Origin of the sequence: Flavobacterium ponti (genome assembly GCF_042652765.1) — a bacterium.
Classification (GTDB): domain Bacteria; phylum Bacteroidota; class Bacteroidia; order Flavobacteriales; family Flavobacteriaceae; genus Flavobacterium; species Flavobacterium ponti.
The window spans coordinates 131,584-146,894 of the sequence record NZ_JBHSGW010000004.1 but is presented as its reverse complement, the minus strand read 5'-3'; the positions used below and the strand labels follow the sequence as shown (position 1 = coordinate 146,894).

Here is a 15,311-nt window from a genome sequence, read left to right as displayed (position 1 = left end):
GCTTATTTAACTAATTTAGTATATAACTGTTCGTGTGCTGCAATAAATTTTTCATAGGAAAAATGTGCTACACAATAGTGTCTCAATTTATCTCCTATTTCTTTTCTTTCGTTTCTCGTTTTGTGAAATATATCATTAATTTTCTCTGACAATTCTTTTTCATTTTTCGCTTGAAACAAGAATTCAGGAAAATCTTTTAAAACATAGTTTATGCCCGAAATATTGGAACCCAAAACTGGATTTGCCATACACATGGCTTCTACTAAAGCCATCGGCATTCCCTCTTTTCTACCTTCATCAAGTGTAGGAATTACATATAAGTCTGCTTGAGTCAAAAAAGGTCTCACATCATTATGTTTACCTAAAAAGACAATCTGATTTTGCAATCCTAAATCCAATACTATTTTTTTTAATTTTGAAGCATATTCGGCTCTATCATCACCCAAAATTTCTAAATGAATATTAGAATTGTTGAGCATTTGAATAGCTTTAATTAACACTTCAATTCCTTTTACTGGAACTAAATTAGCAACTGTTATTATTTTAAAAATAGTTGAATCTTTCCTTGGAAAAAATTCAGGACTATAATAGTTTGCATCCAATCCCAAAGGTATTAGTTTTTGAGCTTTTTTTGAGGGAAAATAGTTTTTCATTTCTTCATTGATGGTGATGATGAAATTACTTAAATAACTTTTAATTTTCCAATGGATATTACCCCATGTCATAGCTTTTTTAGTATAAACAAATTTTGCACCACCTAAACGAGCGGCTAAAACTTCTGTCCAATCGCTACTCCAATGCCAGGAATGGACAATGTCTATTTTATTTTTTTTTATGAAATGGATATTTTCTTTTAAACGAAACAAAAGAGAATAATAAGGTTTTAAAGGTTTCGTTATAGGTCTAATAAAAATGGGGAATCCTAATTTTTCAACTTCTTCAAAAAAAGAGCCTTTACCATTGGAACAAGCAATCATGACTTCAAATTTTGCTGCATCTAAACCTTTAGCTAGATCATAGAGCACTTTACCGCTTCCTGCGGTATCAAAATTGGGTATGGTATAGAGTACTTTTATTTTTTTCAATTTTTAAAAAAATTATTTATAAAATGAATGAACTTTATTAGCAATAAGCTTCCAATCATAATCTAATGAAGAAAGTCTTGCGTTTTGAGACATTAATTCTGAAACACTATTATTTTTAATGATATTAATAGTTTCCTCTATAAGTAAATCATTGTCTTTATTTTGAGCTAAAACTCCAAAGCTTTTTCTAACATAAACTCTATTTCCACCAACATCTGTAGTTACAATTGGCAAACCACAAGCCATTGCTTCTAAAATAGAGTTACAAGCAGTACTATTTAACAAAGGGAGAAACAATAGCGTTGACTTTTGATACAATGTCCTTAACTGTAAATCATCTATACCTGAATATACTGTAATACATGGGTTGTATTGAATTTTATTTGTAAAATCTTTTCGTAAGACTACGTTGACTTTTAAATCAGGAACTAAATTAACCAATTTAGGAATTACAAAATTAAAGGTATCAAAATCACGCATATGTTGACCGACAAATAAAATTGTTTTTGATTCTTTAATGGCTAAATTTGGAACAAAAAAATCAGTATCAATTCCATGAGGAATGTACACAACATTTTCTGTATTTAACCAGTTCTTTAAAAAATCAACTTGATTTTCACCTACTGCTATTGCACCATCTAATTTTTTAAAAATCTTTGGATTAAATGTCTTTTGTAAAATTTCTGGTGGTTTATGAAAAGTAGCTATAAACTTGTAATTGTTGTATATTTTATTAAGTTTTATACCATACCGAATATCTCGCTCTCCATTCAAATAATGAACTATTCCTTTCTCATTGTTTTTTAAAATACGCTTACATAGTTCATAGTCCTTAATAACGCTCATAGTGTCATAATTTCCATACTCATTACTAACCAAATTAGCCATAGCTTTTGCGATTCTATATGGAAATTTTGAAGTCAAATAGGGCAACTTTTCTCCCTCTAAATAATCAGCCAATTGACCATAACCCGAATTTTGAGCATGATGTTTAGAACGATGATGTATGATTATGTTAGACATTACTTGGTATTTTGGAGCATAAAAGTAAGCATTCTTTTTACATTTTCTTTAGGATGCACATTTTGCTCAAAATATGACCTTGCATTTTTGGCTAATGAGTTACAAAGTTCGTTATGATACATAGTATTTTGAATAATTGTTGGAATTTCTTCTTCCTTTTCAAAAAACAATACTTCTTTTCCATGGGTTAATGGAATTGGTAATTCTGTAGTTAATTTTTCTGCAATTATTACTTTTCCTTGAGATAAATATTCAGGCATTTTCCATGCTGGAGAATTTACAAGACCTCTTGTGTATATTACAATTTTGGTTTTTTTTACTTGATTCAAATAAGAGATTGGATCTGATGATAAATTAGTTAATGCGTCACTATAATTTGTCTTTGAAATATTTGATGGAATTATTCCACCTTTGAATTCATTTGGAAATTTATCACGTAATAATTTAATGATTTTATACCGTTGCAAATGAATTCCCTTCACATCATCTGACTTTTCAGAACTAAAACAACGGGTTTGAAATAATATTTCATTAGATAAATTTGAAGCTTTATACACTTCAAAATTTGTAATTGATCGCGTTGTCTTAATGTGTTTTAAATGATTCTTGATAGTCCTAAATTCACGTTGATACCTCTTGAAAAAATAAGAATCAATTTTAAAATTCAACAGTAAAACATTTAAAACATAACCTATAACGAATTTATACCATTGCTTTTTTTGTGGTGAATGACATCCAAAAGTTAAACCTAATGGTAAAAGTTTATCTTGATATTTTTGAGGTAAATATTGAATATTTTTTTTTTCAAAATTTCTTTTAAATACAAAATCGCAGTGTTCTAAAGCATAGGCTGAAAATGAATGAGAAGCATCATATAAATCTGTGGCAAATTTTATTTTTTTTCCAGTGCTTGTATTTTCTAATTCATAGAATGAAGTCTTAGGATGAGGTTCACTGGTTTCGAGAAGTTCACTATTAGCAACTTTAATAGTTCCTAATTTTTTGGATAAAGACAACCTTACTTTTGTGGATAAAAACCCATCTTTTTCCAATTCAAACAATCCAGTTTGTATGTAGGAGGAATGATTTAATTCTTGAGGCGTATATATGTTAACTTTTAGAGAACTCATTTATTGTAGTGCAGATTTTATAGATTCATGCAAAAATTCAATGGTAGTATTTAAACTAAATCTCTTTTCAACTTTATTTCTTGCGTTAATACACATTCTTTTTAATTTTTCTTTATCAGAAAGTAATTGAAATAGAGCTTGACTATAGGATTCTTCTGTGGTTAAAATTCCATCTTCATCATTCGATATAATTTCATCAGGACCACCTGAACCTTTCAATGCTATTACAGGAACTTCACAAGCCATAGCTTCTGTCATAACCATACCAAATGACTCGTGAATGCTAGGCAAGGCTAAAATATCACTATTTTGGTAATATGTTACTAAATTTTGATGAGAAATTGATCCTAAAAAATGAATAATATCTTGACAATCTAATTTTTCTATCAATGAATTTAATTCATCAAAATAAACTGCATCACTTTTAGGTCCAATAATATTTAGTTGAATATTTTTTATTCCTTCTTTTTTACAATAAGCAATTGCCTCAATAGCTAACTCAATTTGTTTCAAACGCGATATTCTACCAACATAGGTTATTATAAAATCTTTATTTTCAATTCTTTCTACTGGTTTAAAAATAGCAGTATCAATTCCTAAAGGCAAAACTCGAATATCAAAATTTGAAAAATTAGGATGCTTTAATAATTCTTGCTTTTGGTAATTTGTATGAACGATAATGTGATGAGCATTTTTATAATAATTTAAGGCTTCACCATCATATGACATGTGTAATCCTCCAATCATGGCAATATATTGTTTCTTTTTCTCTTTTATTCTTTTGGCAAGTTTGAATATGTATTTACTTGCATGACCCGACATATTGATAATAGTTACATCTGGAATTGAAGTATTATATGAATTGAAGTGACTTCTAGAAAACTGACTTCTCCATTGATGTCTTTTAAAAAATGGATATGAAATAGGCCAAAATTGTTTTAAAATGCCATCAATATTTTTTTGTTTTTTTAATAATGATCCTGTAAAATAGTCAATTGTAAAAGTAAGTTTTTCATCTTTTTTACTAATGGCTTGTAAGGCTAGAACATGAGGCTTACTGTGAGATTCCAATAAATCATGCTCTTGTAAACCAATGGCTTTTGCTGAAAACGGATGAAGAAGAGAGATTTTCATATTACAATAATGACTTGGATTTAATAATTAAAGTACTATTTAAATTTACTTTTAAAATCATCAATTTTATAGTCAATTAAATGAACTATACTAAAGCTAAACAGTATTAGTATACAAAAATAAGGTATAAAAGCTGTAAAATTTAGCTTAAAAGCATTTTTGTTAAGCATTCCATAGTCATTAAAGAGTAACAGAAAAATAATTAATATCATTTCATGAGATAAATAAAACGCATAACTATATCTACCAACATAATTATCTATTTTCTTTATAAATTTATTCTTAAATTTCGCGTGAAATAAAAATAAGATAATAAATGCAGCTAAAATAAAATTAACATAAATTGAAACTTGTTTTGTGTAATTATTTATACCAGAAAATAAGTATGCGTTTGCTAAAAATAAGATATAAAAAAGTATAACAGTTATAAATTTAACTTTAAAAAATTTTAATTCTTTCAACCAATAGAGAAGAGATCCAATTGCAAATGGTAGAGAAGCAGCTGGAATTGCAGCATATCTATAATTATCTAAATTGAAATAATAATATGTAAAAATATAGTACAAAACACTTGTAAACAACCAAAAAAAAGTTCTGTTCTTTGTTTTAGAAATACCTATTGAAATCAATAAATAAAAGATAATTTCATTTGTCAAAGCCCAACTTGAAGGTAATAGCTTTGGTTCTATACGTGTTGGAATTCTATCCGGATAAATTAGACTAAAATTAAAGAACCATTCTTTAAATGTAGTTGGCAAATTAATTGAACTACCTCTATTAGCTTCTGGGTAAACCAAAATAATTAATATCATTAAAAATAGTAAAACCCAATATATTGGATACAATCGTAAAACTCTATTGATCCAAAAATTACTAAATCCTCCAAAAGTGAAGTGATAATTCTCATGCATTATATAAGTCATTAAAAAGCCTGACAATACAAAAAAGAAATGAACTGAATAATTTCCTAATGCAGGAATTCCAAAAATATGTAATAGTATTACGTTAATTGCTAAGAGTGTTCTTAAAATTCCAAACATTTTTTTAATTTCTTTTTAATTCGTTTCACTATTGATTTTGCTTTTAATTTAATAGTTCTTCGACTTTCTTTTCTATAATATCCATTGAATAGGTTTGTAAAATGATTGTAAAAAAACTCAAAAGATGAATGTCTATCATAATGAATAACTGAATAAGAAATATAAAACTCTTTTTTACTCCCGAAATACTTTACTTCACATTCTTTCATGGTTTTTTTCCAATTGATAAAATGCAAATACATAACTTCTTCTTTTGTATGTATATCAACCATTTTGCCATTTTGCCATTGCCATTTATCCAAATAATACTCCTGATGTGAATCTCTTCCTTTTTCTTGATTTAAAAGAATTGTAGGCCAATATAAATTGTACTTAAATACCTTATTTGCAATATTTTTATTTATAAAGTTTGTTACGACATGTTCATCAAACCATTTAAACTCTGGTGCTTCAAATAATGTTTTATAATTAGGTATCTCTTTATAAAGGTTATTTAGCGATTCAATATTTTTAAACAAGTTAAAATGGCCTGAAATTGCTTCTTTTCTACTCGAAATTATATCATAATCTTCTAAAATTTCTTTTGTAATAAAATTTCTGATATCTCCCCAAATAATGTCCATATCACAAAAACCCCAAAAATCATATGTTTCAATATATTCACTAAATATAGCTCCATATGCCGGTTTTAGGTCGCAAAATTTCCTAGGTGTCAAAGGTACATTTGTTTCAACTATTGTATTCACTTTAACATTTAATTGTGCTAAAGTTGTACTAACAAACTTGATGTTTTTAGGATAATTTTCAGGAATCTCACAGTCCGTAACAATTAACCAATTAATTGTAGGATTCTTAGCAATAGACAACAAGTGCGCTTCAAACCAAATAGGCCATTTTCCAAAATAAGGTAATATGAGTATTATAGATTTCACTGCTTTCTTTTTGCTCTTTTTTTAAGGGTATCAAAACCCCTTTTTGTTAAGTAGTTATATAAAAACCAGAAGAACATTTCAATGTGGCTTATGGAAAAACATTTTGCAAAAAAACTATAGTTATTAAAAAATATAGCCATCTTGTTTTTACAGATAATGCTTTTATAGAGTTTTCTCCCATTTCTCTTAGCTTCCTTTACTATATCTTTTTCTAAAGAGAAGTTTTGCTGTAATTTTGAAGATAGATATATCAAAGAGTTTACTTGTTTTAAATTCATTTTGCTTGCTAAAGCAGATATGGAATCCGCACTTTCTCTATGATACCATAAACGTGAGTCTGTAAAAGCTATTTTCAAGTTTTGATTGAAAACTCTAGTGAAGAATTCAAACTCTTGAGCCTTATGCATATTTTCGTCAAATTCAAAATTTTCAACAACTTCTCTTTTAAAAATAACATCACCTGTTAAAATTGAAAGTCTATTTACTATATATTCTTTATAAAAATTAGCTGTTTCAACAATTCTTAAATTTAATAGTTGCTTATCGAAAAAACTTTCAGTTTTATTATTTTTAGTAACTACTAAATCAGCCTCATAAGTCAATAAATTTTCCATTGAAATATCAATTTTTTGAACTGACATTATATCATCACTATCAAACCATCCAACATATTCTCCTCTACTTAATTGAAAACCATAATTCCTACAAGCATTTGCACCTTTTAGTTTATCATTAGGTCTCTTATAAAACTGAAATCGATTATCGGAAGCTTGATATTCTTTCAAAACTTCTTCCGTATTATCTGTAGACCCATCATCAACAATTATACATTCCCAGTTCTCATAAGTTTGAGCTAATATAGAATCTAGCGTTTCTCTTATTAATTGAGCGCGATTGTATGCTGGAATTATTATAGAAATTAAAGGGTTTTTCATGAAAATGGTACTGCAATTATGCAATAGATTTTATTTTATCTTTCGCATTACTATTGTAAATCCTGTTCTTTCATAAGAGGTTAGTCCCATTTTTTTTAGAATTTCTATTCCTTTTAAAATTACTTTAACCAAAAATTTATTGTTTTTATTGGAAAATAGAATGCTTGGATTTTTATTCTCTAAAAACCTATAAGTTAATTCATCACAAACATAATCTTCTGAAACAATTTCTCTTGTTCTCGAGTTCTTGTTTTTTCCAACTAAATAATTCATAAAAACACCAGGAGAATAAGGTTTAACATGTGACAAATCATCGTAAAATCCACTCCATAATATGGGAGCTGAAACCACAATGAAACCCCCAACTTTTAAACATCTATCCATTTCCTTTAAAGTTTGATAAAAAACATCAGGTGTTAAATGTTCAACTACATGACTACAATGAATCAGATCAAAAAAATCATTCTCAAAAGGCAAAATGGGTAATTCTCCCAAAAAGACATTAGTATTTTCTTCTTTCAAAAAATTAACAGTATCTTGATTACCATCAAATAGATAAAAGTCTTTTCTTTTACAATAATTTGAAAATTTACCACTTCCTGCACCAATGTCTAAAACTTTGGAATCAGCTTTTATATTCTTGTTAGCAATTTCAAAAAAAGGCTCTCTTGCATGTGTTGCATATTTCTTTTTAACCATAAATTTTCCAATTAGCGTCTTGTATTATTGAATATCCATTTTTACTTGAAATGGGCCCATTTCTTTTTATTGCTCCTTCAATTACTTCAAAATTAATAACTCCTTTTAAGAAATCGTAGGCTACAGCAGAAGTGCCTAACCACAAATTCATTTCATAAACTCCATGTACTAGAGGCAACGAATCAACTCTACATTCTATCGTATTCTTTCCTTCGTTTAAAGTAAAACTTTCTCCTACATGTCCTGAATAAATTTGATATATGGGTTGCGACTCAATAGTACTAATGGATAAAGCAAATTGAGTGATTACTGAAACTTTAGATTCAATTTCCACTTTAAAATGAAAGGATTGACCTGTTTGTATATCTGATAAAACTTTAAAATTTTTAATATAAACTTCCTTTTCAGATTTTTCAACTGAATATTCTTTTGAAAAATTTATTTGATCATGACTTAAATAGAAATCTATTACATCTTTAGTATCACCATAATTTATAATTTTTCCATGCTCCATCAAAATAGCTTTAGTACATAAATTTTGGACAGAAACCATATTATGACTAACAAACAAAACTGTTCTTCCTCCTTCTTTGGATATGTCCTGCATTTTACCAATGGCTTTCTTTTGAAATTCTGCATCTCCAACTGCTAAAACTTCATCCACTACTAAAATTTCGGGTTCTAAAAAAGCAGCTACTGCAAAGGCCAAACGAACAGTCATTCCACTGCTATAACGTTTTGTTGGGGTGTCAATATATCTTTCACAACCACTAAACTCTATTATTTCATCAAGTTTAGAAGTGATTTCTTTTTTGGTCATTCCAAGAATAGCTCCATTTAGATAAACGTTTTCTCTTCCTGTTAATTCTGGATTAAAACCTGTTCCTACTTCTAATAATGATGCTATTCGTCCACGAGATTTTATTGACCCTGTTGAAGGAGAAGTTACTTTTGAAAGTATTTTCAATAAAGTTGATTTTCCAGCACCATTTTTTCCAATTATTCCTAGTACTTCTCCAGCTTCAACCTCAAAATTTATGTCTTTTAAGGCCCAAACATACTCACTTGAACCTTTAGAAGTTCTATCATTAACTTCCCCAACTTTCAAATAAGGATCTTCTTTACCTCTTATCTTGTGCCATAATCTATTCAAATCATGGCTCAATGTACCTGTCCCAACAGTTCCTAAACGGTACTGCTTCGATATATTTTCGGCTTTTAATATAATGTTTTTATTATTCATTTTCTTTTCTTCTCAGTTATGTGTTTTGAGTTATGTGTTTGTGTTATTCCAATTTTGTTCAACATATTTAATAAAATTGAAAATTTTACCTCCCAACAACTCATATTTCAACACATATGGTTTAAACTTTGGTTCTAAATCGCTGTATAGCACACAAATTTTATGAATATGATTAATAGTTTCTAAACAACTAGAATGTGAAAACACTAAAAAACGAATAAAATCAGCTTTATATCTTCTTCTCCCATATCCTTCTACAATATTAGAAACCACACTATCTGAAGAGCGTCTCATTTGGCTTCCTAATTTATAAAGCTCATATTTAGGAAGTTGTAAAATCAAAGGATGTAAATCAAAATATAATGCTAAAGAAATTGAATAAATCTCTAAATCCTTATATGACTTTTTCTCACTCATATTAAACTAACAATTTAAACCCATAACTCATAACCCATAACCCATAACCCAACTAAACCGTATCAATAAAACTCTTCTCTGTTTTATTAAAAATCAACAATCCTAAAAGTACTATTAAAAAAGTAATTATAACGGTATAAATCATACCAAACCCTGAAATCGCCCCCTCTTTTAACAACAAATACCTCGAAGTTTCTACGACATATGCTAAAGGATTGTATTCAATTAACCAACCAAAAGAAGGTAGTTTTTCTTTTAGTAATGCCATTGGATACATAACAGCGGAAAGATACATTAATAGTTGAACTCCAAATCCAACCAAGAAACTTAAATCCCTATATTTTGTAACTAAAGAGGATATTATCATCCCGAGACCTAATCCTAAAAAACCCATCAATATAACTAACAACGGAAAAAACAATGAGATACTACTCAAGTTAATTTCCATTCCATCATAAACATAATAGCAATAAAAAACAACAAAAATCAAAAATTGAATACCAAATTTAAGAAGGTTTGAAACTACAATTGACAAAGGAACAATGATTCTAGGAAAATACACTTTTCCAAAAATATTAGCATTCTTTTTAAAGGTGTCTGAAGTATCATTTAAACTAGAAGTAAAATAATTCCATACCATAATCCCTGCTAAATTGAACAAGAATGGTGGTATATTACCAGTTTGAATTCCTGCCACATTATTAAAAATTATTGTAAAAATTACAGAAGTAAATAAAGGTTGAATTAAATACCACAAAGGCCCTAATATAGTTTGTTTGTAAACCGTAACTATATCTCTGTTTACAAAAAGAAATAGTAAATCTCTATACTGCCAAACTTCTTTTAAGTTTAATGAAAAAAAATTGTTTTTTGGTTTTATCTCAAACAACCATTCTACTTCATTAGTTATGTCTTTTTTCATTTAAAATCAAAATCTTATAATTGGTTCAAAATTAAACTAAATTGAATTGAGGAACAAACTTTTTAATTACTATTCAATGTTATCCTTTCAATAATAACTATTACTTTTGTAAAAAATAATAAGGTGATTTCGATTTTTAAAAAGAAAAAATATTTACTTGATTTAATCCCCTCAAATTTCGTTGACATCCATTCCCATGTATTACCTGGAATTGATGATGGGGCAAAAACTATTGAAGATTCAAAGTTTTTATTAGAAAACATGATAGATTTTGGATTCTCAAAAATCATCACCTCACCTCATACGATTGAAAATATTTGGAATAATACTCCTGAAACCATATCAAAGGCCTTAGCGTTTACAAAAGAAAACCTAGTAAACTTGACCGACAAAGTGAATTTAAAAGCTGCTTCCGAATATATTCTTGATGACCATTTTGTAACATTATTTGAACAAGGAAATCTGTTGACCCTTAAAGATAATTTGGTTTTAGTGGAAATGTCCTACATCAATCCTCCTATTCAATTATTTGATTATTTATTTAATCTTCAAGTAGCAGGATATATTCCCGTCTTGGCACATCCGGAACGCTATGTTTTTTATCACTCTGATTTTTCCAATTATGCCAAATTAAAAAAAGCAGGTTGTTACTTTCAAATGAATTTACTTTCTGCAACGGGTTATTATGGGAAAGAAGTTGCAAAAATTGCTGATGAATTATTAAAAAAAGACATGATAGACTTTGTGGGTTCTGATTTTCATCACAAAAACCATATTAAATCTTTTTCAAATCCAATCATTATAAAGGAAACGGAAAGATTAAAGAAAGCCTTTGAGAATAATTGTTTTTTTTAGTGAGAAGTGAGAAGTGAAGGGTGAGAAGGGCAAGTTAGTAACGAGGTTGTCGGTTGTGAGTTGTGAGTTAAAAATTATAAAGATTACTTTAATTTCTTCAATCTGTGTTCCAAAAAACAACCTAAAACAAATAAAACAACTTGAAACAACTCAACCCAAAAAACAAGCATGTGAGACCCTTACAGGCTGACAAGTTATTGGGTAGTGTTTAAGTTACGGTTTGTCAGTTACCAGTTTTGAATTGGGAATTGTGAGTTAAAAAGATTTTAAAGATTACTTTAATTTCTTCAATCTGTGTTCCAAAAAAACAACCTAAAACAAATAAAACAACTTGAAACAACTCTACCCAAAAAAAACAAGTGAGACCCTTACAGGGTGACAAGTTTGTGGGTAGTGTTTAAGTTACGGTTTGTCAGTTATCAGTTTTGAATTAGGAGTTATGAGTTAAAAAAATTATAAAGATTACTTTAATTTCTTCAATCTGTGTTCCAAAAAACTCACTAAATCATTTTCATTACAACGGTTCTCGATACAATTTTCAGCAATAAAAACTAACATTTTCATCCCTAAAAACCACTCGAACTGACGGTGTACAGCTATTTCTCTAACCCAAAGCCTATCTCACTCTTCATTTCTCATTCTTAAACCTTCACTACTCACTCCTCACTACTCACAAAAAAAGAGCAGCTGAAATCAACTACTCTTTCCCTTTTAACCTCATAAACTCTTAACCTTTTAACCTAATTTACGATTTAAATTTTTTCCATACATTCGTAAACCAAGAATTTTTTTCTTCAACTTCAGCTCCATACCCATAACCATACCCATAACCGTAGCCATATCCTTTAGTAGTTTCAGTATCATTCAAAATAACAGCCATATTAGGTAATTTCTTTTCTTGATATAATTCTTCTGGAATTCTCAACATACGCTTATCTAACATGTTTGCTCGCACTACATATAAGAAACAGTCAGCATGTTTTGCAATTACAAAAGTATCAGTAACCAATCCTACAGGTGCTGTGTCAACAACTATATAATCATATTCTTGTTTCAACGTTTCAAACAATTCATCTACTTTTTTACCCATCAATAATTCCGCAGGATTAGGAGGAATAATCCCTGAAGGTAGTATATAAAACTGTTCAAAACCTTCTTGCTTTACTATAAATTTGGAAACATCCTTAGCATTTGATGTTAAATAATTAGTTAAACCCGCTGTAGGAACCGTTAAGTATTCACTTAATTTTGGGTTTCTAACATCCATACCTACCAATAATACTTTTTTACCCGAAAGTGCAATAGTGGCAGCAATATTAATTGATAAAAACGTTTTTCCTTCTTTAGGAAAAGTGGAAGTTACAAATATTGTTTTGGCAGTATCCTCTTTTTTATTGTTAAATAAAAATTCTACATTAGTTCTAATAATTCGAAGAGCTTCTGCTGTACTTGAACGGCTATTGATGTCAATAATTTGATCCGATGAATCTGATTTTGGCACATCACCCAAGAATGGTATCGAAGTATTCTTTTCAATATCCAATCTAGATTTAATTTTAGTATCTAATAAATTTTTGATGTATATAATACTAAAAGGCAATAACAAACCTACCAAAAATGATCCTAAATAAATTATTTTTCGATTAGGAGAAACTGGGTTAATAGAAGATATAGCTGGGTCAATAACCTTTGCATTGGCAGAAGTAATCGCTAGTGAAATAGCAGCCTCTTCTCTCTTTTGCAACAAGTACAAATATAAAGATTGCTTTATGTTTTGTTGCCTTACTAAACTTCTGTACTCTTTTTCTTGTCCAGGAACTTGTGAAATTCTACCGTCTAAAATAGCTCCTTGTCGGTTCAAATCACGTCTTTTTATCTCAAGAGTTTGTTTTAAACTTTTTAAACTGCTTTTTATATTAGCCTTTAATTCTGCTATTTGTTTATCTATGGCTATAATTTTAGGATTTTCTGGGCCAGCACTACTTTCTAAAAAACTATTTCTAGTTAAAATCAGTTCATTAAATTGATTGATTTGTTCACTTGCTCCACTTTCTGCTGTTATAATAGTAGCTGGAATTAATTCTTTATCATTATTAGAAACATAGTCACTAATAGAAGCAACCACTTTGATTTGGGTTTCATTCTCCACCACTTTCTTTTCGTATTCAGAGGCATTTTCTAAAAAAAGAGCTGCTTCAGATGGAATGTCTGTCAATTTGTTTTTGGTCTTAAATGACTCTTCATCCGTTTCTACATCTTCTAATTCTTTGGAAATCAACACTAGTCTTTGATCAATAAAATTAGAAGTACTTTCTGAAACATAATTTTTATCCGCTATAGCATCTTCATTATAATTCTTAACCAAAGTATCTAAAAAATCTTCTCCTCTTTCTTTATTAGGATCTGTGATAGAAAGCTCTATTACACTAGTATTTTTACTTAAAGCTGAAACTACTAAGCGAGTAGCATAACTTTCAATTAAATTTTTTAAAGGAACAAGTTGTACTGCTATGGATTTGTTTTTATCGCTTTTTGCGTCTTGATTAACAACTACTAAATCTGAATATTCAAGCTTTATTTTTTGTCCAAAGTTGAAATCTCCTAATTTTTTATCGTTAGAATCAAACAAACTAAACTTTTGATTGTTAATCTTGGTAATGAAATAAGAATGAGATAATTGATAAAAATCTTCTTCATAATTAGAAAAGAAAACTTTAAAAGGAAGATTTCCATATAATTCCCCATCCTTAATTCTTCCTTTATTGTAGTACTTAATATTAAGATTTAAATCTTTAATGGTTTTTTCTAGCAGGGTTCTTGACTTGATAATTTCTATTTCATTATCCACATTACTTTTGGCACCTGACAATATACCTAGTTCAGAAAAAGCAGCCAATTCATTAGCTATTCCTCCTTTTCTATCATCTTTTACAAGTATAGTCGTTGTTGACTTATAAATCGGTGTAGAATAACGCAAGTAGAAAAAAGCTAGCAATAAAAAAACAAAAGCGCTCAATAGAAACCATTTCCATTGCAACAAGTACTTTTCTACTTCTTCTCTTATATTGATAGAATCATCTTGTTCTAAATTATTAGTCTTTGTATAATCGTTTTGCATATTATCTTGTTGTTAAAGCTACTATGGTGATGATTAAGGATAAAGCAGAAATTCCCACAGTGATGTTTGGACCAATAACGGAAGAATTAACTTTGGTTTTATTAGGTTCTACATACACCACATCATTTTGTGACAAATAATAATAAGGTGAATTGATAAAATCTCCTTTAGTAATATCTACTTTTTGGAAACTCTTCACACCATTTTCTTCTCTTATAACAAGGATATTGTCTCTTTTCCCATAAATAGTTAAATCACCTGCCATACTTAAAGCCTCCAATAAGGTAACACGTTCGCTAGTGATTGGAAAAGTGCCTGGATGATTAACTTCACCTTGTACAGATATTTTATAATTTAAAATACGAACAGTGACCACTGGGTTATTTATTTTTCCAGTTAATAGCTTTTTGATTTCCTCAACTAATTGGTTTCTTGTTTTTCCAGCAGCATGTACTGTACCTAAACCGGGCATTTGAATATTTCCTTCTTGGTCAATTTGATAAGATAAAACTCTTTGCTGACTAGAAGCCATCTCAGTATTGTTAGAAACAGCTACAGTTAACAGATTGTAAGGTTGTGCTATAATAGGGTTCTCAGCTGAAATGATAATCATCAAAAGATCATCTGGTTGCAAAGTGGCTTGAAAATCAGCTATTTTTTCTCCGCTAGTAGCTGATACGTTTTGCAATAAAGCAAACTTTTCTGAAGAGGCACAAGAAGTCAATAATAGACCTATCAGTGTTACAAGAAGAAATTGATAAATTCGAATCATATTGTA

General features: G+C 29.0%; 14 protein-coding genes. 1 reads left to right on the top strand and 13 read right to left on the bottom strand.

What is annotated here, in order from left to right; all coding sequences use genetic code 11:
* Positions 1–2: 2 nt before the first annotated feature.
* Genes ACFO3U_RS06000 through ACFO3U_RS05950 form a run of 11 tightly spaced genes read right to left on the bottom strand, consistent with a single transcriptional unit; the run spans position 3 to position 10,560 of the window.
* Positions 3–1,085: a glycosyltransferase gene (locus tag ACFO3U_RS06000; RefSeq protein ID WP_379739194.1), complete on the bottom strand. Its 1,083-nt coding sequence runs from the start codon at positions 1,083–1,085 to the stop codon at positions 3–5.
* Positions 1,086–1,097: 12 nt separating this feature from the next.
* The gene (locus tag ACFO3U_RS05995; protein ID WP_379739191.1) at positions 1,098–2,108 is read right to left on the bottom strand and encodes a glycosyltransferase family 4 protein; all 1,011 of its coding nucleotides are present in this window, start codon (positions 2,106–2,108) and stop codon (positions 1,098–1,100) included.
* The gene (locus ACFO3U_RS05990) at positions 2,108–3,238 is read right to left on the bottom strand and encodes a hypothetical protein (protein WP_379739188.1); all 1,131 of its coding nucleotides are present in this window, start codon (positions 3,236–3,238) and stop codon (positions 2,108–2,110) included. The genes ACFO3U_RS05995 and ACFO3U_RS05990 overlap by 1 nt, the downstream gene beginning before the upstream one ends.
* On the bottom strand, positions 3,239–4,372 hold the full coding sequence (locus tag ACFO3U_RS05985; RefSeq protein WP_379739185.1) for a glycosyltransferase family 4 protein: 1,134 nt from the start codon (positions 4,370–4,372) through the stop codon (positions 3,239–3,241).
* Positions 4,373–4,407: 35 nt separating this feature from the next.
* Positions 4,408–5,412, bottom strand: coding sequence for an acyltransferase family protein (locus ACFO3U_RS05980; protein ID WP_379739183.1), 1,005 nt, complete (start codon positions 5,410–5,412; stop codon positions 4,408–4,410).
* Complete coding sequence (locus ACFO3U_RS05975; protein WP_379739180.1) at positions 5,397–6,344, bottom strand: DUF6625 family protein; 948 nt, start codon at positions 6,342–6,344, stop codon at positions 5,397–5,399. The genes ACFO3U_RS05980 and ACFO3U_RS05975 overlap by 16 nt, the downstream gene beginning before the upstream one ends.
* Complete coding sequence (locus ACFO3U_RS05970) at positions 6,341–7,279, bottom strand: glycosyltransferase family 2 protein (RefSeq protein WP_379739177.1); 939 nt, start codon at positions 7,277–7,279, stop codon at positions 6,341–6,343. Before ACFO3U_RS05970 ends, ACFO3U_RS05975 begins: the two co-directional genes overlap by 4 nt.
* A 30-nt stretch (positions 7,280–7,309) precedes the next feature.
* Positions 7,310–7,978: a class I SAM-dependent methyltransferase gene (locus ACFO3U_RS05965; RefSeq protein ID WP_379739174.1), complete on the bottom strand. Its 669-nt coding sequence runs from the start codon at positions 7,976–7,978 to the stop codon at positions 7,310–7,312.
* A complete protein-coding gene (locus tag ACFO3U_RS05960) occupies positions 7,971–9,221 on the bottom strand; it encodes an ABC transporter ATP-binding protein (RefSeq protein ID WP_379739171.1) in 1,251 nt (416 codons plus the stop codon). The genes ACFO3U_RS05965 and ACFO3U_RS05960 overlap by 8 nt, the downstream gene beginning before the upstream one ends.
* 30 nt (positions 9,222–9,251) lie before the next feature.
* Positions 9,252–9,638 (bottom strand): four helix bundle protein, encoded by a 387-nt coding sequence (locus ACFO3U_RS05955; RefSeq protein ID WP_379739168.1) that lies wholly within the window; start codon positions 9,636–9,638, stop codon positions 9,252–9,254.
* Positions 9,639–9,690: 52 nt separating this feature from the next.
* Positions 9,691–10,560: an ABC transporter permease gene (locus ACFO3U_RS05950; RefSeq protein WP_379739165.1), complete on the bottom strand. Its 870-nt coding sequence runs from the start codon at positions 10,558–10,560 to the stop codon at positions 9,691–9,693.
* Positions 10,561–10,683: 123 nt separating this feature from the next.
* Here ACFO3U_RS05950 and ACFO3U_RS05945 point away from each other — a divergent pair, with 123 nt between their 5' ends.
* Complete coding sequence (locus tag ACFO3U_RS05945; RefSeq protein WP_379739162.1) at positions 10,684–11,415, top strand: tyrosine-protein phosphatase; 732 nt, start codon at positions 10,684–10,686, stop codon at positions 11,413–11,415.
* Between the two features lie 745 nt (positions 11,416–12,160).
* On the opposite strand, the gene ACFO3U_RS05940 is transcribed toward ACFO3U_RS05945, so the two are convergent.
* Positions 12,161–14,533, bottom strand: coding sequence for a GumC family protein (locus tag ACFO3U_RS05940; RefSeq protein WP_379739159.1), 2,373 nt, complete (start codon positions 14,531–14,533; stop codon positions 12,161–12,163).
* Between the two features lies 1 nt (position 14,534).
* On the bottom strand, positions 14,535–15,305 hold the full coding sequence (locus ACFO3U_RS05935; RefSeq protein ID WP_379739157.1) for a polysaccharide biosynthesis/export family protein: 771 nt from the start codon (positions 15,303–15,305) through the stop codon (positions 14,535–14,537).
* Positions 15,306–15,311: the final 6 nt, after the last annotated feature.